This is a genomic window from Thioalkalivibrio sp. ALM2T (assembly GCF_000381505.1).
Taxonomy (GTDB): Bacteria; Pseudomonadota; Gammaproteobacteria; order Ectothiorhodospirales; family Ectothiorhodospiraceae; genus Thioalkalivibrio; species Thioalkalivibrio versutus.
The window spans coordinates 354,025-375,451 of the sequence record NZ_KB906557.1 but is presented as its reverse complement, the minus strand read 5'-3'; the positions used below and the strand labels follow the sequence as shown (position 1 = coordinate 375,451).

Below are 21,427 nucleotides of genomic sequence, written 5' to 3'. Positions count from 1 at the left end.
GCGAGCGACGGAGTCCACTCCATGCCCTGGAACGAACCGGGAAATAACAACCGCGACCCCTGGAGTGGGGGTGGTGGCGGCCAGCGCGGTAGCGGTGGCGGCGGAGGCGGTAACCAGCCGCCCGATCTCGAAGAAATGATGCGCAAGCTGTCGCGTCAGCTGAACGGCATCTTCGGCGGGGGCGGCAGTGGCGGCTCCGGCGGTTCCGGAAGCGGCGGCATGGGGCGCGGCACGCAGGCCCTGGTCAGCCTCGGTCTGATTATTGCCGTGGTCGTCTGGCTGGCCTCCGGATTCCATATCATCTCGGAAGGCGAGCGCGGGGTCGTGCTGCGTTTCGGCGAGTTCCAGCAAGTGAAAAATCCGGGGCCGGGCTGGCACCTGCCATACCCGATCGAGCGCGTCGAGATCGAGAATGTCGACAACGTGCGCACGCTCTCCCACCGTGCGCTGATCGTGACCGGTGACGAGAACATCATTGATGTCGATATCGCGGTGCAGTATCGCGTCCTCGATCTGGTCGACTACCTGTTCAACGTGCGCGATCCCGACACCACCGTGAACCAGGTGATGGAGTCGGCGATCCGCGAGCGTATCGGCAAGAACAACCTGGACTTCATTCTCGGCGAGGGGCGTGGCGAGATCGCATCCTCCTCGCGAGTGGTGATGCAGGAAAACCTCGATTCCTATGGCGCGGGCATTATCGTGACGGCCGTGTCCATGCAGCAGGCGCAGCCGCCGGAGCCGGTGCAGGAGGCCTTTGCCGACGCGATTCGTGCCCGCGAGGACGAGGTGCGTTTCCGCAACGAGGCCGAGGCCTACGCCAACGGTGTGATTCCGCGGGCACGCGGTCAGGCCGCCCGTATCATCGAGGAGGCCGAGGGTTACCGGGACCAGGTGATTGCGCGCGCCGAGGGTGACGCCTCGCGCTTCGATCAGTTGCTGGCCGAATACCAGCAGGCGCCGGACGTAACCCGCGACCGCCTGTACCTCGAGGCCGTCGAGGCCGTGCTGCAGGATTCCCGCAAGGTAATGCTGGATGTTGGCAGCAGTAACAACCTGATGATGCTGCCGCTGGATCAACTGTTCCAGGGGCAGCGTTCCACCACTAATTCCGGTGACACGCCAACACCGCGGCCGCTGGATACCAGCCGCAGCACGTTCGGCAACAGTGGCACGGGCACGAACCGACTGGGCGATCGCAGCCCGGCCGCCCAGCGTTCGCGGGAGGTTCGCTAATGTTACGCATCGTCGGTATTGCCGTAGTCGTGCTCGGGATCGTGGTCGCGCTGTCGACCTACACCGTCGACGAGCGTGACCGCGTGATCAAGTTCGCCCTCGGGGAGATCCGGGAGGTCGACCCGGCCCCTGGGCTGCACTTCAAGTTCCCGCTGATCCAGAACGTCGAGAAGTTCGACGCCCGGATCATGACGCTGAATATCCCGCCGGACCGGTTCCTGACCTCCGAGGCGAAGAACATCATTGTCGACTTCTACGCCAAGTGGCGGATTGACGATGTCGGCCAGTTCTACCGTGCCACCCGTGGTGACGAGCGTCTGGCCGAGGAGCGCCTGGCCCAGATCCTGCGCGACGGGATGCGTAACGAGTTTGCGCGCTTCGAGTTGCAGGACGTGGTCGCTGGCGAACGCCTGACGATCATGGGTGCGGTGCGCCAGACCGCGCTGGAGACCGCGCAGGAGCTGGGGATCGACCTGGTTGACGTCCGCATCCGCCGCATGGACCTGCCGGACGAGGTGTCCGAGTCGGTGTACGAACGCATGCGCGCCGAGCGTCAGCGGGTCGCCCAGGACTTCCGCGCCCGTGGTCAGGAAGAGGCCGAGCGCATCCGCTCGCGCGCCGACCGTGAACGCACGGTCATCCTGGCGAACGCTTATCGTGACTCGGAAGAGATCCGTGGTGCCGGTGATGCGATCGCCACCGAGACCCTCGGTCGGTCGTTTGGCGAGGATCAGGAGTTCTTCCGCTTCTATCGAAGCCTGATCGCTTACCGCAATAGCATGAGCGGCGAGAACAGTACCTTCATCCTGGAACCGAACTCCGAGTTCTTCCAGTTCTTCAACGCCCCCGGTGGCGAACGCCCGGCGCCGTTGCCGACCCGGTAAAGGAGGGGCGGAGGCGGTCCGCCGTGGCCGCCTCGAAGGTGGCCGTTTGCAACGGGCCCGGAAGATTCCGGGCCCGATTTTTGCCGGGCTGCCACTCGGGCGTGGCGGATCACAGCACAAGAGCAGGGACGAGATGACCGATATCAACCGCTGGTTGCTGCCGGACGGGCTGGAGGAGGCCCTTCCGGATGCTGCGCGCCGTCTGGAGGACCTCCGCCGGCGCGTGCTGGACCAGTTCGACACCTGGGGCTATGACCTGGTGATGCCGCCGCTGGCGGAGTATCTGGAGTCCCTGTTGACTGGTGCCGGGCACGCACTGGATTTGCAGACCTTCAAGCTGACTGATCAGCTCACTGGCCGCATGATGGGCGTGCGCGCAGACCTGACCCCGCAAGTGGCGCGGATCGATGCTCACCGTCTGCGTGTCCAGGGCCCGAATCGGCTTTGTTACGTGGGCAGTGCGCTGCGTACCCGTGCAGATGAATGGTCGGGTTCACGCAGTCCGCTCCAGGCCGGGGCCGAGCTGTTTGGCCATGACGGGATCGATAGTGATCTCGAGATTATTCGCTTGATGCTGGCGACCCTGGCTGCCTGCGGAGTGGAGCGTCCTAGCATGGATCTCGGCCACGTTGGGATCTATCGCGCCCTGGCGCAGGATGCGGGTCTGGATGCGAGCCAGGAGCAGGAATTTTTCGATCAACTCCAGCGCAAGAGCGTGCCCGAGATCGAACAGACCCTGGCGGCCTGGCAGGCCGGCGGCATGGATCCGGCGGCCTGTGCGCGGCTGCGCTCCCTGGTGGATCTGAATGGCGATGCCACGGTACTCGACGCTGCCCGTCGCGCCTTGGCCGGTGCACCAGCCGAGGTGGCGGTGGCGCTGGATCACCTGCAGGCTGTGGTCGCACGGCTTGAGGCGAGCGAGCCGGGCCTGGACCTGCACCTGGACCTGGCCGAGCTGCGCGGCTATGCCTATCACACCGGTCTGGTGTTCGCGGCCTTCGTGCCCGGGTCCGGCCAGGCGATCGCGCGCGGTGGCCGTTATAACGAGATCGGTCGCGTCTTCGGCCGCGCACGCGCGGCCACCGGTTTCAGCACTGACCTGCGCGCCTTCGTGCGCCGCGAGGCCGGGGCGCCGATGACGCCTCGTCAGACGGTGCTGGCACCGGCCACCGGCGATGTGGCGCTGGAGGCGGCCATTGCGGATCTCCGTGCCCGCGGCGTGCGCGTAGTGCGCGAGCTGGAAGGCCAGGACAACGAAGTACCCGGGGGCGCGCGGCTCGAGCAGCGCGCCGGGGAATGGACAGTAGTGGAGCATTGATGGCGATGGGACGTTTTGTAGTCGTACTGGGCAGCCAGTGGGGTGACGAGGGCAAGGGCAAGATTGTCGATCGTCTGACCGAGGATGCCGCGGCCGTCGTGCGCTTCCAGGGCGGGCACAATGCCGGGCATACCCTGGTGATCGATGGCGAGAAGACCGTGCTCCACCTGATCCCGTCGGGCATCCTGCGGGAGGGTGTGGAATGCATGATCGGCAACGGCGTGGTGCTCTCGCCCGAGGCTCTGATCACCGAGATGGAGGAACTGGAGGCCAATGGTGTGCCGGTGGCGGACCGTCTGCGCCTGTCGGATGCCTGCCAGCTGATCCTCCCCTACCATGTGGCCCTCGACCTGGCGCGCGAAAAGGCCCGTGGCAAGGCCGCGATCGGGACCACCGGGCGCGGCATTGGTCCTGCCTACGAGGACAAGGTTGCGCGCCGGGGCCTGCGTCTGGACGACCTGTTCCACCGCGAACGCCTGGCGGCCAAGCTGGGCGAGGTGATGGACTACCACAACTTCGCGCTGAAGCATTACTTCAAGGCCCCGACCATCGACCAACAAGAGGTCTTGGAGCAGTGCCTGGCGCACGCCGAGCGCCTGCAGCCGATGGTCACCGACGTGGCGGGCCGCCTGCACAAGCTGCGCGAGCAGGGCAAGGACGTCATGTTCGAGGGGGCCCAGGGCACGCTGCTGGACATCGACCACGGCACCTATCCATTCGTGACGTCGTCGAATACCACCGCCGGTGGTGCGTCCACTGGGTCGGGTGTGGGTCCGCGCGATCTCGACTACGTGCTGGGGATCACCAAGGCCTACACGACCCGGGTGGGCGCCGGACCGTTCCCGACCGAGCTGTTCGACAACATGGGTGAACACCTGGCGCGGCAGGGTAATGAGTTCGGTTCCACCACGGGGCGCGCACGGCGCTGCGGCTGGTTCGATGCCGTCGCGCTGAAGCGGGCAGTCAAGGTGAACAGCATCAGCGGATTGTGCATGACCAAGCTGGATGTGCTGGACGGCCTGGAGAACGTGCAGATCTGCGTGGGCTACAACTGCGATGGCGAGACCCGCGAGGCGCCGCCGTCCGGCGCCGAGGCCTATGCGGCCTGCACGCCGATTTACGAGGAGATGCCGGGGTGGACGGAATCCACGGTCGGGATCCGCGAGTATGACCAGCTGCCGGCTAATGCCCGCGCCTATCTGGAGCGTCTGAGCGCGGTGGTCGGGGTGCCGGTTGACATGGTCTCCACGGGGCCCGATCGTGACGAGACCCTGGTGTTGCGCGACCCGTTCGACAGCTGATTGAGTGTCTCCCTGGGCACGTCGGGGCGCGCGCATCGTGCGGGCTCCGGCGAGCCGAGTGGCGGAGCAGGTGGGATTCGCCACGCAAAAATACGCCACCCTCACGGGTGTCGCTTCGCGTATAACAGGGATTCGGTTACAGCTGAAAAATGGTGCCGAGGAGAGGACTTGAACCTCCACGGGGTTACCCCCACTAGCACCTGAAGCTAGCGCGTCTACCAATTCCGCCACCTCGGCACGAGGGACGACACACGAGAGGAAACCGTGTGTCCTGCGCTTCAGGAGCGCGCAATATAGTGCGCGGCTGGGGGGCTGTCAACGCCCCGGAGCGGGAATGTTTCCCTCCGGTGTGGTCGGCAGGGGGCGCGCAAACGCGTCCCCTGCGCAACAAAATTCCGCATGCCTCATAATGGGCGCTTTGCGCGCCCAGCCGGATTCCTGGTGAGGGGCTGCCCATTGCAACATCCACAGAGTTCACTGAATGCCAAGACAACGTCGCAAGACCCCCGCCGATCCCAATTTCGAGCGCGAGGCGCAGAAATACGACAACCCCATCCCCAGTCGCGAGTTCATCCTCGGGCTTCTGCAGGAAGCCGACAATCCGTTGTCCTACGACGAGATCGCGGAACGTCTGAAGATCGACGACGAGGATCGCCTCGAGGCCCTGCGCCGCCGCCTGAAGGCGATGGAGCGCGATGGGCAGGCCCTTTGCAACCGGCGCGGTGCCTATCTGCCGGTCAACCAGGAAGACCTGATCCGCGGGCGCGTGATCGGTCACCCGGATGGTTTTGGTTTCCTGGTGCCGGACGAGCAGGACGACGACCTGTTCCTGTCGCCGAAGCAGATGCGCGGGGTATTTCATGGCGACCGCGTTCTGGCCCGGGTCATGGGCGTGGATCGTCGCGGCCGCCGCGAGGGCGGGATTGTCGAGGTCCTGGAGCACAACACCACCCAGGTGGTCGGGCGCCTGAAGATCGAGGACGGTGTCGGTATCCTGACCCCGGACAACAAGCGCATCACCCACGACATCCTGGTGCCGCCGGACGGCCTGGGCGAGGCGGAGGACGACCAGATCGTGGTCGTGCGTATCCGTGAATCCGCTTCGCGCACGGCGCGCCTGCGTGGGGACGTGCAGGAAGTCCTCGGCGAGCACATGGCGCCGGGTATGGAGATCGACATCGCGATCCGCGCCCACGCCCTGCCGCACGAGTGGCCGGACGAGGTCACCGCGGCGGCCGACGAGCTGGGCGCCGCGGTGGCCGAGGCAGACAAGAAGGATCGCCTGGACCTGCGTGAGAAGCCGTTCGTCACGATCGATGGCGACGACGCCCGCGACTTCGACGACGCCCTGTACTGCGAGCCGGAAGGCAAGGGCTGGCGGCTGTGGGTTGCGATCGCCGACGTGTCGCACTATGTCCAGCGCGACGCCGCGCTGGATCGCGAGGCGCGCACACGCGGCACCTCGGTGTACTTCCCGAACAACGTGATCCCGATGTTGCCGGAGGCCCTGTCCAACGGTCTGTGCTCGCTGAATCCGAACGTGGACCGGTTGAGCATGATCTGCGAGATGGAGATCGGTGCGCGCGGGGCGCTGAAGAGCTATCGCTTCCACGAGGGACTGATCCGTTCGCACGCCCGTCTGATCTACGAGGACGTGGCCGCGATGCTCGACGGCGACGCGGCGCAGCGCAAGCAGAACGCGCATGTGATGCCGAACCTGGAGACCCTGCACCAGGCCTTCAAGGCCCTGCACGCGGCGCGCAATCGCCGGGGCGCGATCGACTTCGACACCACCGAGACCAAGATCGTCTTTGGCGAGGACCGCAAGATCGAGAAGATCGTGCCGACGGTGCGCAACGATGCGCATCGCCTGGTCGAGGAATGCATGATCATGGCCAATGTGGCCGCCGCGCGCTTCCTCAAGAAGCACAAGGTGCCGGCGCTGTACCGCATCCATGATCAGCCGCCGTCGGACAAGATCGACGACCTGCGCGACTTCCTCAATGGCGCGGGCCTGAGCCTGGGTGGTGGTGACGAGCCGAGCCCCGCCGACTACACCGAGGTCCTGAAGGCGGCGCGCCAGCGCACCGACCAGCAGTTGATCCAGACCGTGCTGCTGCGCTCGCTGAGCCAGGCGGTGTATGCCCCGGAACTCGATGGCCACTTTGGCCTGGCGCTGGACGACTACGCGCACTTCACCTCGCCGATCCGCCGCTATCCGGACCTGCTGGTGCATCGCGGCATTCGCCATGTGCTGCGCAAGGGCAGCGCCAAGGCCTTCCCGTACTCCCATGGCGACATGGAGCAGTTGGGTGAGCATTGCTCGATGGCCGAGCGACGCGCCGACGATGCGACCCGCGACGCGGTGGCCTGGCTGAAGGCCGAGTACATGCAGGACAAGGTCGGCGAGACCTTCCCCGGCGTGGTCTCCGGAGTCACCGGGTTCGGTCTGTTCGTGGAGATCAAGGACGTCTACATCGAGGGCCTGGTGCATGTGACCAGCCTCGACAACGACTTCTACCACTTTGACCCGGCGCGCCACAGCCTGACCGGCGAACGCGGTGGCCGGGTGTTCCGTATCGGCGACGAGCTTCAAGTGCAGGTGGCCCGGGTGAGCCTGGATGATCGCAAGATCGATCTGGCCCTGGCCCAGGAAGCGGGTCAGCCGAGTCCCGCGGCTCCGCCGCCGAAAAAGCGCAGCCGTCGTAGCAAGCGCCGCAAGGATGCCGATGCGGCTCCGGTCGAGGCCGCCGCCGAACCAACCGAAGCAGCGCCCGAGCCTGAGGCAAAACCCACAGCAGCCGGGCCGGAAGCGCCCGCGGCCGACGATGAGGCCCCGGCGCCGAAGAAGAAGCGCCGCCGTCGTGGTGGCCGCCGCCGTGGAGCCGCCGGTGGCGAGACGAGCCCTGCTGCCGAGCCGAGCCCGGCGAAAGAACCGACCTCGGGGCAAGAGCCGACCCCAGGGAATGAAGCAAGCCCAGGGAATGAGGCGAGCCCAGGGAATGAGGCGAGCCCAGGGAATGAGGCGAGCCCAGGGAATGAAGCGAGCCCAGGGAATGAAGCGAGCCCGGGGAATGAAGCAAGCCCGGGGAATGAACGGACCCGGGGCAGCGGACGTGGCCGGGGCAACGCACGCCGCCCGCGGAGCGCGCCGGATGAAGGCAACAGCGATGCCCCGGAACCGGGCAACGAGGCGGTGCCGCCGCCGCGCCCCGAGGCCGACAAGGACGGAAATACCATTGTCGAGCCGAGCGCGGATCGCCCGGCCAAGGCCAAGGAATCCTCTGGGTCGGGGCGTGGCCGCAGCCGTCGTCGGCGTCCGTCCTCGTCCTGAGGCGCCGGGTGAACCCGCGTCTGTTCCCCCGCTTGCTCGGGGGCCGCTCAGGCGGTGTCCGCCGGGGCGTTGACCCGAGGCGGGATCGCCGTCCCGGAGGTCCGCGATGAGCAAGGGGGGCAAGGGTAGCCGCGCCGAGACCTTTGGGGGCATCCACGCAGTGGCCGCCGTGTTGCAGCGGGCCCCGGAGCGGGTCAAGCGGCTGCAGCTGGCGACCGACCCCGTCGAACCCGCTCTGGAACGCCTGCGAGAGCTGGCGCAGTCGCGCGGCATCTCGATCGAGCGGGTAGCCCGCGAGCGGCTTGATCAACAGCTTCCGGGGTTCCAGAACCAGGGTGTGGTCGTGCACTGCACGCCGCGTCCGCTGCTGGACGAAAAGGCTCTGATCACCCGGGTGCGCGATGGCCTGGATCTTCTGCTGGTGCTCGACGGGGTGACCGACCCGCACAATCTCGGGGCCTGCCTGCGGACCGCGGATGCGGCCGGGGCCGGGGCGGTGGTCATGCCGCGCCATCACAGCGCCGCATTGACCCCCGCCGCCATCAAGGTGGCGTCCGGGGCCGCCGAGACCGTGCCGGTGGTGACGGTCGGCAATCTCGCGCGGACGCTGGCAGCCCTGAAGGATGCCGGGATGTGGACCGTAGGCCTGGCCGGGGAGGGGGGCGAGAGCCTCTATGATCTGGACCTGCGCCCACCGACCGCGATCGTTATGGGGGCCGAGGGCGAGGGCCTGCGGCGTCTGACCCGGGAGGCCTGTGACTACCTCGCGGCCCTGCCGATGCAGGGGGCGGTGGAGAGCCTCAACGTCTCCGTCGCCACCGGCGTCACCCTGTTCGAGGCGGTTCGTCAGCGCCGCGAAGGTCCGCCGACCGGTTCTGCGTAGCCGGTAGCCTTCCGAGGGGCGGTGCAAACCCCTGTTTCGCCGGCTCCCCTGCTTGTTGTTGGCGCCCGCTTCGGTTATCGTATTGCGCCTTTCTGCCCTGCGGCTGCGTCCGCTGGGTCGAACCCTTGCCTCACCGCATTTGACGGGAGGCTGATACCCGCAAGGAGTTCCCGATGCGTCATTACGAAGTTGTGTTCCTGGTCCACCCGGACCAGAGCGAGCAGGTCCCGGCGATGATCGAGCGCTACAAGGGCCTGGTCGAAGGCCATGAAGGCAAGATCCACCGCCTGGAAGACTGGGGCCGCCGTCAGCTGGCCTACCCGATCCAGAAGCTGGTGAAGGCCCACTACGTGCTCATGAACATCGAGGCCTCGGAAGAGGCGATGGAAGAGCTCGCCAGTGCCTTCCGGTTCAACGATGCCGTGCTGCGCCACCTGGCGATGCGCATGGAAGAGGCCGTGACCGAGATCTCCCCACTGGCCAAGGGCCAGGAAGAGGAGAGTGGCAAGGGCCGTCGCCGCGAGCGTGACGACGAGGGTGGCGAAGGTGCCTCCGACGACTCGGCTTCCGCCGAGTAAATCCCGCCCGTTCGTTGACCGAATCATTGAAGGAGATCTGACATGGCCCGTTTTCCGCGTCGCCGCAAGTATTGCAAGTTCACCGCTGAAGGCATCGAGTACATCGATTACAAGGACCTGAATCTGTTGAAGGGTTTTGTGACCGAGACCGGCAAGATCGTGCCTAGCCGCGTCACCGGTACCAGCGCGAAATATCAGCGCCAGCTGGCCACGGCGGTGAAGCGTGCGCGCTTCCTCGCCCTGCTGCCGTACAGCGATAACCACTAAGTCCCGCACCGGTTCGCCGGGGCCGTCGCCATGCGCGTACTGGCCGAATTTGCGATGAAAAGCCGGAGCCGCGCCGTAGGCGCGGTTTCCGGCTTTGGCGTGGCGGGCTTGTTCCTGCCTCCGGTGGCGCTGCTCAGCAGTGCGCTGATCGCCCTCGTGGGGTTGCGCATCGGCCTGCGCCAGGCACTCCTGGTGATGGTGCTGTCCGCAGTGGTGCTCGGGGTGGCGATGTTTGTCCTGATCCCGGAGGCCCCGCTGTTCGCGGGGGTGGTTGCCGGGGTGGTGCAGTGGGCGCCAGTGGCGCTGCTCGCCGAGCTGCTGCGGCGCACGATCTCGTGGCGCATGACGCTGCAGGTCGCCGCCGCGGTCGCCGGGATCGGCGTGCTGGCCGTGCACCTGCTGGTGCCGGATCTCGAGTCCACCTGGGCCGAGGCGGGCATGGCCCTGCTGGGGCCTCTGGTCGAGGGCAGCGACACCGGCCCACAGGAGTTGGAGGCGGGGCTGCGTCGCGCGGCGCCGTACCTGACCGGGTTGTTGGCCGGGATCCTGCTGCTGAGCCTGACGCTGGCCGTGCTGCTGGGTCGCTACTGGCAGGCACTGCTGTACAACCCGGGGGCGTTCGGCGAGGAGTTCCGGGGCCTGCAGTTCGGGCGGATGCTGAGTGCCGTCACGCTGTTGCTGGCCGGTATCGGGCATCTGGGCCCGGTGCCGGTGGCCACGGAGTTGGCGTTCATCCTGGCGGTACTGTTCTTCCTGCAGGGGATCGCGCTGATGCACGCGCTGACCTTCCGGCAGGGGATGAGCAGTTTCTGGCTGGTGGGGATGTACGTGCTCCTGGCCCTGGCCATGCCGCAGATGTTTCTGCTGCTGGCCACCATCGGGGTGATCGACGCCTGGGCGGATATCCGCTCGCGACTGGGCCCCGGTTCAGCGCAGGGCGGGCAGGACAGTGACAACAATCCGTGAGACCGGTCCGAGACCGGTGTAGAATGCGCCCCTTCGGGGGCTGATCAAACGTTACAGGAATACCAAAGATGGAAGTCATTCTGCTGGAAAAGATCGATAACCTGGGCACCCTGGGCGACCGCGTCAACGTGCGTCCGGGATTTGCGCGCAACTTCCTGCTGCCGCAGGGCAAGGCCAAGTTTGCCACCGCCGAGAACATCGCCGAATTCGAGGCGCGTCGCGCTGAACTGGAAAAGGCTGCGGCCGAGGCCCTGGCTGCGGCCGAGGCCCGCAAGGAAAAGCTGGACGCAACCGTGCTCGAGATCACCGCGAAGTCCGGTGGCGAAGGCAAGCTGTTCGGCTCCATCGGCCCGGCGGACATCGCCGACGCGCTGACCGCCAAGGGTACCGAAGTCGAAAAGCGCGAAGTGCGCATGCCGGAAGGCCCGCTGCGCACCACCGGTGAATTCGAGATCGCCCTGCACCTGCATTCGGACGTGGACGTCGACATCCGCGTCGTCGTGATCGGCGAAGAGTGATCCGCCGGATGTCGGGAGGGTGGCCCCACCGGGTCGCTGATACCCGGCACATGGGCGGGTTCGTCGCATGAACTCGCCCATGATCCCGAATCCGCGGGTCCCCCCGCATTCCGAGGAGGCCGAGCAGGCGGTCCTCGGAGGGCTGATGCTGGATAACGCTGCCTGGGACCGGGTGGCGGACCGCATCACTGCAGACGACTTCTACCGCCATGATCACCGCCTGATCTTCCGGGCGGTGTCCGCGTTGGCGGATCGTAATGCCCCGTTCGACATGGTCACCGTATCGGAGCAGCTGGATCGCACGACCGAGCTGGAATCGGCCGGTGGCATGGCCTATCTCGGACGGCTGGCCGCCGAGACGCCGAGTGCCGCCAACATCGTGGCCTATGCGGATATCGTCCGCGAGCGCTCTATCCTGCGTTCGCTGATCTCGGTAGGTACCGAGATCGCCGATTCCGCCTATACCCCGGACGGCCGCGGTTCCAAGGAACTGCTGGATGTGGCGGAGCAGAAGGTCTTCCGCATCGCAGAGCAGGGTGCACGCGGGGCCCAGGGCTTTCGCGGGATGAAGCCACTGCTGACGGCGGCGGTGGATCAGATCGAGTATCTCTACGAAAGCCAGAATCCAATCACCGGGATTGCCACGGGTTATCAGGATCTGGATGCCCTCACCTCGGGGCTGAATCCTGGCGATCTGGTGATCGTGGCCGGGCGGCCTTCGATGGGGAAGACCTCGTTCGCGATGAACATTGCCGAGTATGTCGCGATGAAGAACTCCGAGCCGGTCGCGATTTTCTCCATGGAGATGCCGGGTGAGCAGCTGGCCATTCGCCTGCTGTCCTCGATGGGGCGGATCAACCAGCAGAAGCTGCGCTCCGGACGGTTGGAGGATGGCGACTGGCCGCGCCTCACCAGCGCGGTGCAGATGCTGTCCGAGGCCCCGCTGTACATCGACGATACCCCGGCGCTCTCGCCTACCGAGCTGCGAGCACGGACCCGGCGGTTGATGCGCGAACACAAGGGCCTGGGCCTGATCGTGGTCGACTACCTGCAGCTGATGCAGTCCCCCGGCAGCAGCGAGAATCGCGCCAACGAGATCTCGGATATCTCGCGTGGCTTGAAGGCCCTGGCGAAGGAGCTGAGTGTGCCGATGATCGCGTTGTCGCAGCTCAACCGTTCGCTGGAACAGCGTCCGAACAAGCGCCCGGTGATGTCCGACCTGCGCGAGTCCGGGGCCATTGAGCAGGATGCGGATATCATCGCCTTCGTTTATCGCGACGAGGTCTACAACGACGAGTCGCCCGACAAGGGCACGGCGGAGATCATTATCGCCAAGCAGCGTAATGGCCCCATCGGGACCGTGCGCCTGACCTTCCACGGGCAGTTCACCCGCTTCGAGAACTACGCCCCCGACGTTTACGGCGAGATCGGCCACTAGGCACGACGTGAGACGCGCGGCCTGCATCCACCTTCATCCCGAGGCGCTCCGACACAACCTGGGTGTGGCGCGCCGCTTGGCGCCGGGCGTTCCGATGTGGTCGGTCATCAAGGCCGAGGGCTACGGACATGGTCTGTTGTGGGCGGCCGAGGCCCTCGCCGAGGCGAGCGACGGGCTGGCCGTTTCCCAGATTGGCGAGGCCCGCGCCCTGCGCGCTGCCGGCTTTCGCGGCCCGCTGCTCGTGTTGCAGGGCCCTCGCGACGTCTCCGAGGCGCGTGCCTGTACCGAGTTCGACCTGCAGCCCGTGCTGCACGACGCGACCCAGCTTGACCATCTCGACGGCGCTGGTGTGGTGCTCCCCGTGGTCTGGGTCAAACTCAACACCGGCATGAATCGCCTGGGGTTCGCGCCGCAGGTGGCAAAGCGCGTCGCCACGCGTTTGCAGGCTGGCGGGCACGGGTGCGGTGGCCTGCACTGGATGACGCACCTGGCGTGCGCCGACGAGCCCGGGCATCCGCAGAATGCCCGCCAGCTGGAACAATTCGGCGCGACGGTTTCCGCTTTCCCGGGGCTCCGTAGCGTGGCCAATTCGGCGGCCCTGTTCGCCGGCTGGGGCAAGGGCTGCGCGTCGGCGGCGTCCGGCGACTACTGGGCGCGCCCCGGCATCATGCTCTACGGCGCGCATCCGGCCTCGGTCCCCGTCGAGCACCTCCCGGAGGGCCCGGACGGCGATCTGCGCCCGGCGATGACCGTGCGCGCCCCGATCATCGCCACCCAGCCTCTCGAGCCTGGCAGTACGGTGGGCTATGGCGCGACCTGGACCGCCGCCGATCCGGGCCGTGCCGGGATCGTGGCAATGGGATATGCCGATGGCTACCCGCGGCATGCCCCGTCGGGCACGCCGATCCTTGTGCAGGACCGGCTCTGCCCGCTGATCGGACGTGTCTCCATGGACATGCTGGCGGTGGACCTGTCCGGGTTGCCGGAGGTGCAGGTCGGTGCCATGGCGACGTTGTGGGGCGAGGGCCTGCCGGTGGAACGGGTCGCCCGCGCGGCGGGCACCATCAGCTACGACGTGCTCACGCGCGTGGCGGACCGGCTGCAGCCCGGAAACTGACGGAAACGCCGGGTACACTGTCCGGTCAGCAATCCGTGGCCCGAGAGACCCCAATGACCGATTTCGATCCCAGCGAATACGACCCGCAGACCGTCGCCATCCGCTATGGCTACCAGCGCACGCCCGAGGGCGAGCACTCCGAGGCGATCTTCCCGACCTCGAGCTTCGTGTTCGGCAGTGCCGCGGAGGCCGCCGCGCGCTTCGGTGGCGAGGTCCCGGGCAATATCTATTCGCGCTTCACCAACCCCACCGTGCGCACCTTCCAGGACCGCCTGGCCGCGCTGGAGGGAGGCGAGTCTTGCGTGGCGACCGCCTCCGGGATGTCCGCGATCCTCGCGACCATGATGGGCCTGCTGAAGGCGGGCGATCACGTGGTCTGTTCGCGCTCGGTGTTCGGGACCACCACCGTGCTGTTCAACAACTACCTGGCGCGTTTCGGCGTCGAGGTGACCTACGTCGAGCTGTCGAACCTCGAGGCCTGGGAGCAGGCGACGCAGTCGAATACGCGGCTGTACTTCTGCGAGACGCCATCGAACCCGCTGGGCGAGGTGGTGGACATCCGTGCGCTGGCCGACATCGCCCATCGCCACGACGTCCTGCTCGCGGTGGACAACTGCTTCTGCACGCCGATCCTGCAGCGCCCGCTGGATCTGGGCGCCGATATCATTATCCACTCGGCGACCAAGTTCCTTGATGGCCAGGGCCGCTGCCTCGGCGGTGCCGTGGTGGGCGACGCCGAGCGGGTGGGCAAGGATGTCTACGGCTTCCTGCGCACCGCGGGTCCGACGTTGTCGCCGTTCAACGCCTGGGTGTTCCTGAAGGGGTTGGAGACGCTGCCCCTGCGCATGCGTGCGCACAGCGAGAACGCGCTCAATCTGGCGCAGTGGCTCAAATCCCACCCCGCGGTCACGGCCGTGCATTACCCCGGCCTCGAAGATCACCCGCAGCATGCGATCGCGAAGCAGCAGCAAAGCGGCTTCGGCGGGGTCCTCAGCTTTGAGGTCGCCGGCGGGCGCGACGCGGCCTGGTCGGTGATCGACGCCACGCAGTTCCTGTCGATTACCGCGAACCTGGGCGATGCCAAGACCACCATTACCCATCCGGCCACCACCACCCACGGTCGCGTGGACCCGGAGAAGCGCGAGGCCCAGGGTATTACCGAGGCCCTGGTGCGGGTCGCGGTCGGGCTCGAGGCCGTCGCCGACATCCAGCGCGATCTGGCGCGCGGCCTCGACGCCCTCTGAGCCCACGACCCGAGCCGGGCGGGAATGTCGCGAGCCTTGAACACTCAGCCCGGCCAGTCTCCGCGTCGCCGGTCGCGCTGGCGTGTCCTCCTGACAGTCGTTATCGGGTTCCACCTGCTGGGCTTCCTGTCCTCGCTGGATGCGCTGATGTCCACCCGCACGCCGCAGGGCGCGGTGGCCTGGATCGTTTCACTCAACACCGTGCCGTATGTGGCTGTCCCGGCCTATTGGGTGTTCGGCGCCAGCGAGTTTCGCGGCTATGTCGTGGCGCGCCGCGACGAGGACTCCAGCCTGGCCCGCGCGCTGCAGCCGAAGACCGAGGAGCTGTGGTCGCACCAGTACGTCGCGCAGGAACCGAGCAAACACCTGGATGGCGTACAGCAGCTCGCCCGCTGGCCGTTTCTCCACGGCAACGAGGTCGAGCTGCTGGTGGACGGCGAGGCGACCTTCGACAGCATCTTTCGCGGCATCGGGCAGGCCGAACGCTACCTGCTGGTGCAGTTCTATATCGTGCGTGACGACGCGATCGGGCGCGAACTCCAGCGCCGGCTGGTGGAGCGTGCCGAGGCCGGTGTCGAGGTCTATTTCCTGTATGACGAGATCGGGAGCTACCGCCTGCCCGGGAGCTACCTGGACACCCTGCGGGAGGCGGGCGTCCATGTGCAGCACTTTCACTCCACCCGCGGACGCGGCAATCGCTTCCAGCTGAACTTCCGCAATCATCGCAAGATCGTGGTCGCCGATGGCGAACAGGCCTGGCTCGGCGGGCTTAATGTAGGGGACGAGTACCTGGGCCGTGATCCGGAGATCGGTTCCTGGCGCGACACCCACCTGCGCATTGCGGGGCCGTCCGCCCTCGCGTTGCAGTCGGTGTTCCTGGAGGACTGGCACTGGGCCACCGAGGCGGTCCCGGAGCTGGAATGGAAGCCGGCGACCATGGCGGAAGATGGCGTCCCGGTATTGATCCTTCCCTCCGGTCCGGCCGACGAATTCGAGACCGCCAGCCTGATGATGCAGCAGGCGATCCACGCGGCGGACCGGCGCATCTGGATAGCCAGCCCGTACTTCGTGCCCGACGAGGGCGTGCAGGGCATGCTCAAGCTGGCCGCACTCAGCGGCGTCGACGTGCGCGTGCTGATTCCCGAGGTCACCGACAACCCGCTGACCACGCATGCGGCCTACGCCTTCCTGGGGCCGCTGCTGGACGCCGGCGTGCGCATCTATCGTTACGAGGAAGGCTTCCTGCACGGCAAGGCGTTCGTGGTGGACGACATGGGCGCGGCCGTGGGTACCGTGAACCTGGACAACCGTTCCTTCCGGCTGAACTTCGAGGTCACGGCCCTGGTGCTGGACCCGGCCTTCGCGCGCGAGACGGCGCGTATGTTCGAGGCCGACTTCGCCCGCTCGCGCGAGATGACTCCGCAGGACGTGAACGATCTCCCGCTCTGGCGCCGTGTGGCCGCGCGTGCAGCCTATCTGCTGGCGCCGGTGTTGTAGCGGCGCGGCAAGCGTTCCCGCTGTTTTGTGTCCCCGCGGTAGGGTCTTCACGGCCTTTGATCTGGATCATGTGAAAGGCCGCCCTCGCTGCTAGACTTGTATTCCACATGTGTTTTCGAGGCTTGCCGTGCCGCGCGCCCTGTCCCACCTGCTGACTCTGCTGATCGCCGCTGCGCTGTTGCTGGCGCCGATCGCCGGTGCGGGGATGATGCATGGGGATCACGGGGCGCAAATGGCGACGCCGGGCCATTGCCCGGATCAAGGTGCCACAGAGCATTCGGACCTCATGCCTTTGGACCCCGCGGTTCAGGCGGACTTCTCGAGCTGCGAGATGCCGTGCGCGGTCTGTGGTGTCTGCGGGGTCTCGGCCCTGCCTTCCTCCGTGACCATGCCGGTCACCGCTTCGCTATCCCGCCCCGTTCCGGGGGCCGTGGCCATGGGTCCCGGCGCCCGCGCGGGTCCGGATCTGCGGCCCCCTCTCTGAGCCCTCCCCGGCCGGGCATCCGCCTGGCCCCGGGCGATTGTTGATCGCCCCCTCGGTGCGCGGTTTCGCGTATCGCCGTTGCATTTAGGTCCCTGGGAGGACTACATCATGATGAATGAACAAGGTTTTGGCTGGCTGGGCGGTATGGGTCTCGGCGGAGGCCTGATCGGGCTTCTGGTCCTGGTGCTGCTGATCCTCGGGATTGCCGCGCTGATCAAGTATCTGTTCGGTGGTCGGTGAGGAGTCACGCGATGACGACGTCAGAAACGAAGCCGGCGAACGCACGCGAGGCGGTGGTCATCGTCCCCGGCATGGGGTCGGACCACTGCGCGGGCATTGTGCGCGCGGCGCTGGAAAAGACCCCGGGGGTGAATTCGGTGGGAACCAATATTGCCCGGCACCGGGTGACGGTGGGGTATGCCCCCGACCAGGTCGACCCGCAGGGGCTGCGCGCCGCGGTGGAGGGCGCCGGCTACGACGTCGCGCAGGTCGAGGGGGAGGCCGGGGGTTCGGGTGCGGTGCGCCTGGTGGTGCCCGGTATGGGCTCAGATCACTGCGCGGGCATCGTGCGCGCGGCGATCGAGAAGCTCGCCGGGATCGAATCCATACGCACCAACATCTCGGACCACCGGGTGACGGTGGAGGTGACGCCTGAGGGGCCCGATGGCGAGGCCCTGCGCGCGGCGGTGGAGGGGGCTGGCTACGACGTGGCGGCGGTGGAGACCGACGACGCCGCCAGCGAGGCAGACGACGCGGCGATCGATGCCGCCTACGTGAAGCAGGCCTGGAACCGTCTGTGGTTCGCGATGGTGCCGACCATCGCGATCATGGTCCTGATGATGCCGCACATGTTTTGGCAGCCGATCCCCGGCTATCTGCTGATCATTGCGCTTTTGGCCTTCCCGGTGGTGTTCCTGGCGGGGGGCGCGGCCACGCATCGTTCCGCCTGGCGTTCGCTGAAAAGCGGCAACCTGAACATGGACGTACTGATCTCCATGGGCTCGCTGCCGCCCTACCTGATTGGACTGGTCGGTTTCGTCTATCCGATGACCTCATTCATCGAGATGGCCGCGACCATCATGGCCTTCCACATGCTTGGGCGGTATCTAGAGTACCGCGCCAAGGGCGAGGCCTCCTCGGCGATCCGCAAGCTGCTGAACCTAGGTGCGAAGACCGCCCGGGTCGAACGCGATGGCGAGGAGGTCGAGGTGTCGGTCAAGTCGCTCCAGGTGGGCGACGTGATGATCGTGCGCCCGGGCGAGAAGGTGCCGACTGACGGCGAGGTGGTGGCGGGCGAGAGCACCGTGGACGAGTCCATCGCGACCGGCGAGTCGGTGCCGGTGGACAAGGGCGAGGGTGACGCCGTGCTTGGTGCGACCCTGAACCAGCAGGGGCGGCTGAAGGTGCGCGCCACTCGGGTGGGGGCTGACACCTTCCTGTCGCAGGTGATTCGCCTGGTCAACGAGGCGCAGGGCTCGCGCGTGCCGGTGCAGGAGCTGGCGGACCGGATCACCGCCCGTTTCGTCCCGGCCGTGCTGGTCATCGCCCTGGCGGCATTCGCGGCCTGGCTGGCGTTCTCCGGGGCGTTGCAGCCCATCCTGATCTGGGGCGAGGGTTTCCTGCCCTGGGTCGATTCGGAGCGCCCGCCGCTGGTGCTGGCGATCCTGGCGGCGATCGCCGTGCTGGTTATTGCGTGCCCCTGTGCGCTGGGGCTGGCCACGCCCACCGCGCTGATGGTCGGGTCCGGCATGGGGGCCGAGCGTGGCGTGCTGATCCGCTCGGGCTCCGCGATCCAGACCCTGAAGGACATTGCGGTGATCGTGCTCGACAAGACCGGCACCATCACCCGGGGGAAGCCCGCGCTGACCGATGTCATCCCGGCCGAGGGCTTCGACGAGTCCCGCGTGCTGCGGGCCGCGGCGGCCGTCGAGGCCGGTTCCGCGCACCCGCTGGCCGACGCCATCGTGCAGGGCGCGCGGGACCGGGAGCTGGAGGTCGCCGAGGCCGAGCAGTTCCAGTCGCACACCGCGCGCGGTGTGGAGGCCCGCCTGGACGGGGAACGGGTTCTGGTGGGCAGCCAGCGCCTGCTGGAGGAGCAGGGCCTGGATCCGTCGGCCCTGCTTGGCCCGTTGCGGGAGTTGGAGGATGCCGGCAAGACCGCGATGCTGGTGGCTATCGGCGACCGCCCGGCCGGCGTTGTCGCGGTCGCCGATACGCTCAAGGAAGAGTCGCAGGCCGCGATCGAACAACTGCATGACCTCGGTATCCGCTGCGTGATGGTCACCGGCGACAACGAGCGCACCGCGAAGGCCGTGGCCGCGCAGGTGGGGATCGACGAGGTGCGGGCCGGCGTGCTGCCGGAGGGCAAGGTCGAGGCCATTCGCGAGTTGCAAAAGGAGTACGGCGAGCACGTGGCAATGGTCGGCGACGGCATCAACGACGCCCCGGCCCTGCAGCAGGCGAACGTCGGGATTGCGATCGGGGCCGGTGCCGACGTCGCGATTGAGGCGGCGGACGTGACCCTGGTGCGCGGCGAGCTGACCAAGGTCGTCGAGGCCGTCCAGCTGTCGCGGCTGACCTTCCGCAAGATCGTGCAGAACCTGTTTTGGGCCTGGGGCTACAACAGCGCCGCGATCCCGATCGCCGCGGCCGGGCTGCTGCACCCGATGATCGGCGTGATCGCGATGACCGCCAGCTCGCTGTCGGTGATCGGCAATTCCATTCTGCTGCGCCGGAGCATGCCGGCATCCCGTACTGGAGAAAAGTAATGATGAAACGACGTCAGTTTCTGGGGCTGGCCGCAGCGCTTCCCGTCATCACCACATTCGGCGGCTGGAGCCTGTTCAACCATGCAGTGTCCGCCCCCCGTTTCGACAACGCCCTGTTTCTGCCCGGCGCGAACGGCCCGTTTGCGGTGCTCGCACCCAACGAGCCGTTCACCCTGGTCGCGGAGCAGGGGTGGCTGCCGGTGCCGGGGCGCGAGGAGACCCCGTTCCTCTGGTACCGGACGCAGATGAACGGCCATGAATACCAGAATCCAATCCTCTTGCTACGCACTGGCGATGAACTGGACGTGACCCTGGACAACCAGCTCGACGAGGGCACGATCATCCACTGGCATGGCCTGCACGTTCCGGGCCGGGTGGATGGGCATCCGATCCATACGGTCGACCCCGGTGAGCAGTACGAATACCGCTTTAAAGTCACCAATCGTGGCGGTACCTACTGGTATCACACCCATGCCCATCACCGGACGGCGCGCCAGGCCCACCAGGGGCTGGCGAGCTTCCTGCTGGTGAGCGATGACGACAACGTGGTGCTGAACGAGGCTCTGGGGCTGGAACTCGGCAAGACCGACCTGCCGCTGGTGCTGCAGGACAAGCGCTTCGACCGGCTCGGCCATCTGGTGTACCAGCCGAACCCGATGCAGCGGATGATGGGGTATCTCGGCGACGAGGTGCTGGTGAACATGACGCCGTCGGCGACCCATGAAGTGGAGCGGCGCCTGCATCGCCTGCGCCTGTTGAACGGCTCCACCGCCCGGATCTACCGGCTGGCCCTGCGCGCGGAGGGTCAGGCCATTCCGTTCCGGGTCATCGGCACGGACGCGGGCCTGCTGGAGTCGCCCCGGGAGGCCCACGAGGCCTTCCTGTCGCCGGGAGAACGCCTGGAGGTCCTGGTCGACTTTGCCGCGTTTGCCGGAGGCGACCGGGTCGAGCTGCACAGCCTGGAATTCGACCCAATGGCCGGTGGCGGCATGGGCGGCGGAATGATGGGGCGTGGCATGGGTCGCATGATGGGTGGCGGCATGCACGACGGCGATCCGCTCGCATTGCTCGAGTTCGTGGTCCGCGAGGGCGAGGCGGTCACCGCCGAGGTGCCCGAGCGTTTGTCGCGGATCGAGCCCATCGACGTGACGGATGCCGGCGAACGGGATATCCGTCTGGACATGGCGCCGATGCAATGGCGCATCAACGGAGAGACGTACGATCCTGACCGGGTGCCGATCGAGGTGGATGCCAACACGCGGGAGGTCTGGACGATTCGCAATGCGGACCGCAGCATGCCGCATCCGATGCATATCCATGGCTTCTCGTTCCAGGTGCTGTCACGTTCGGGCGGTCCGGACTTCGTGCGCCAGCAGGCCGTGAACGATGAAGGCCTGACCGTCACGGACCTGGGCTGGAAGGACACGGTCCTGCTGTGGCCGGGCGAGACCGTGCGCATCGCGCTCGACTTCACCCATCACTACGATGGCGATCAGCTCTACGTGTTCCACTGTCATAATCTGGAGCACGAGGACAACGACATGATGGTGAACGTGCGCGTCCGCGCCTGACCGTGCGTAGCGACAGAGGGATG

Annotated in this window: 18 protein-coding genes and 1 tRNA gene; 18 read left to right on the top strand and 1 reads right to left on the bottom strand. The window is 66.9% G+C overall.

What is annotated here, in order from left to right; all coding sequences use genetic code 11:
• The first annotated feature begins 21 nt into the window (after positions 1 to 21).
• From hflK to F816_RS0104425, 4 genes are all read left to right on the top strand, one after another.
• Positions 22 to 1,236 (top strand): FtsH protease activity modulator HflK, encoded by a 1,215-nt coding sequence (gene hflK / locus F816_RS0104440; RefSeq protein ID WP_018144056.1) that lies wholly within the window; start codon positions 22 to 24, stop codon positions 1,234 to 1,236.
• Complete coding sequence (gene hflC, locus F816_RS0104435; protein ID WP_019593704.1) at positions 1,236 to 2,120, top strand: protease modulator HflC; 885 nt, start codon at positions 1,236 to 1,238, stop codon at positions 2,118 to 2,120. Before hflK ends, hflC begins: the two co-directional genes overlap by 1 nt.
• A 133-nt stretch (positions 2,121 to 2,253) precedes the next feature.
• Positions 2,254 to 3,438: an ATP phosphoribosyltransferase regulatory subunit gene (locus F816_RS0104430; protein ID WP_019593703.1), complete on the top strand. Its 1,185-nt coding sequence runs from the start codon at positions 2,254 to 2,256 to the stop codon at positions 3,436 to 3,438.
• Positions 3,438 to 4,739, top strand: coding sequence for an adenylosuccinate synthase (locus F816_RS0104425; RefSeq protein WP_019593702.1), 1,302 nt, complete (start codon positions 3,438 to 3,440; stop codon positions 4,737 to 4,739). The genes F816_RS0104430 and F816_RS0104425 overlap by 1 nt, the downstream gene beginning before the upstream one ends.
• A 150-nt stretch (positions 4,740 to 4,889) precedes the next feature.
• Here F816_RS0104425 and F816_RS0104420 read toward each other — a convergent pair.
• Positions 4,890 to 4,976 (bottom strand) — tRNA-Leu (locus F816_RS0104420).
• Between the two features lie 244 nt (positions 4,977 to 5,220).
• Between F816_RS0104420 and rnr the strand changes: the two genes are divergently transcribed.
• The 14 genes from rnr to F816_RS0104350 all read left to right on the top strand — a co-directional run bounded on the left by rnr (position 5,221) and on the right by F816_RS0104350 (position 21,404).
• Positions 5,221 to 8,073, top strand: coding sequence for a ribonuclease R (rnr, locus tag F816_RS0104415; protein WP_019593701.1), 2,853 nt, complete (start codon positions 5,221 to 5,223; stop codon positions 8,071 to 8,073).
• 106 nt (positions 8,074 to 8,179) lie between these two features.
• Positions 8,180 to 8,956, top strand: coding sequence for a 23S rRNA (guanosine(2251)-2'-O)-methyltransferase RlmB (gene rlmB / locus F816_RS0104410; protein ID WP_019593700.1), 777 nt, complete (start codon positions 8,180 to 8,182; stop codon positions 8,954 to 8,956).
• Between the two features lie 173 nt (positions 8,957 to 9,129).
• The gene (gene rpsF, locus F816_RS0104405; RefSeq protein WP_018168152.1) at positions 9,130 to 9,534 is read left to right on the top strand and encodes a 30S ribosomal protein S6; all 405 of its coding nucleotides are present in this window, start codon (positions 9,130 to 9,132) and stop codon (positions 9,532 to 9,534) included.
• Positions 9,535 to 9,576: 42 nt separating this feature from the next.
• Entirely contained in the window at positions 9,577 to 9,801 is a 225-nt protein-coding gene (rpsR, locus tag F816_RS0104400) for a 30S ribosomal protein S18 (RefSeq protein WP_018144049.1), read from the top strand.
• Positions 9,802 to 9,831: 30 nt separating this feature from the next.
• Positions 9,832 to 10,767 (top strand): hypothetical protein, encoded by a 936-nt coding sequence (locus tag F816_RS0104395; protein ID WP_019593699.1) that lies wholly within the window; start codon positions 9,832 to 9,834, stop codon positions 10,765 to 10,767.
• Between the two features lie 68 nt (positions 10,768 to 10,835).
• Positions 10,836 to 11,285 (top strand): 50S ribosomal protein L9, encoded by a 450-nt coding sequence (gene rplI, locus F816_RS0104390; RefSeq protein ID WP_019593698.1) that lies wholly within the window; start codon positions 10,836 to 10,838, stop codon positions 11,283 to 11,285.
• A gap of 79 nt (positions 11,286 to 11,364) precedes the next feature.
• Positions 11,365 to 12,723, top strand: coding sequence for a replicative DNA helicase (gene dnaB / locus F816_RS0104385; protein WP_018144046.1), 1,359 nt, complete (start codon positions 11,365 to 11,367; stop codon positions 12,721 to 12,723).
• A 7-nt stretch (positions 12,724 to 12,730) separates the two neighbouring features.
• Positions 12,731 to 13,840: an alanine racemase gene (alr, locus tag F816_RS0104380; RefSeq protein ID WP_026333122.1), complete on the top strand. Its 1,110-nt coding sequence runs from the start codon at positions 12,731 to 12,733 to the stop codon at positions 13,838 to 13,840.
• 53 nt (positions 13,841 to 13,893) lie between these two features.
• Positions 13,894 to 15,084 carry an O-succinylhomoserine sulfhydrylase gene (locus tag F816_RS0104375; protein ID WP_019593696.1) on the top strand — a complete coding sequence of 397 codons (1,191 nt, stop codon included), beginning with the start codon at positions 13,894 to 13,896 and terminating at the stop codon, positions 15,082 to 15,084.
• 36 nt (positions 15,085 to 15,120) lie between these two features.
• Positions 15,121 to 16,581 carry a cardiolipin synthase gene (cls, locus tag F816_RS0104370; protein ID WP_231363381.1) on the top strand — a complete coding sequence of 487 codons (1,461 nt, stop codon included), beginning with the start codon at positions 15,121 to 15,123 and terminating at the stop codon, positions 16,579 to 16,581.
• Between the two features lie 127 nt (positions 16,582 to 16,708).
• On the top strand, positions 16,709 to 17,065 hold the full coding sequence (locus F816_RS15045) for a hypothetical protein (protein ID WP_019593694.1): 357 nt from the start codon (positions 16,709 to 16,711) through the stop codon (positions 17,063 to 17,065).
• Positions 17,066 to 17,173: 108 nt separating this feature from the next.
• The gene (locus F816_RS15100; protein ID WP_019593693.1) at positions 17,174 to 17,305 is read left to right on the top strand and encodes a hypothetical protein; all 132 of its coding nucleotides are present in this window, start codon (positions 17,174 to 17,176) and stop codon (positions 17,303 to 17,305) included.
• An 11-nt stretch (positions 17,306 to 17,316) separates the two neighbouring features.
• Positions 17,317 to 19,833 (top strand): heavy metal translocating P-type ATPase, encoded by a 2,517-nt coding sequence (locus tag F816_RS0104355; protein ID WP_019593692.1) that lies wholly within the window; start codon positions 17,317 to 17,319, stop codon positions 19,831 to 19,833.
• Positions 19,833 to 21,404: a multicopper oxidase family protein gene (locus tag F816_RS0104350; protein WP_019593691.1), complete on the top strand. Its 1,572-nt coding sequence runs from the start codon at positions 19,833 to 19,835 to the stop codon at positions 21,402 to 21,404. Before F816_RS0104355 ends, F816_RS0104350 begins: the two co-directional genes overlap by 1 nt.
• Positions 21,405 to 21,427: the final 23 nt, after the last annotated feature.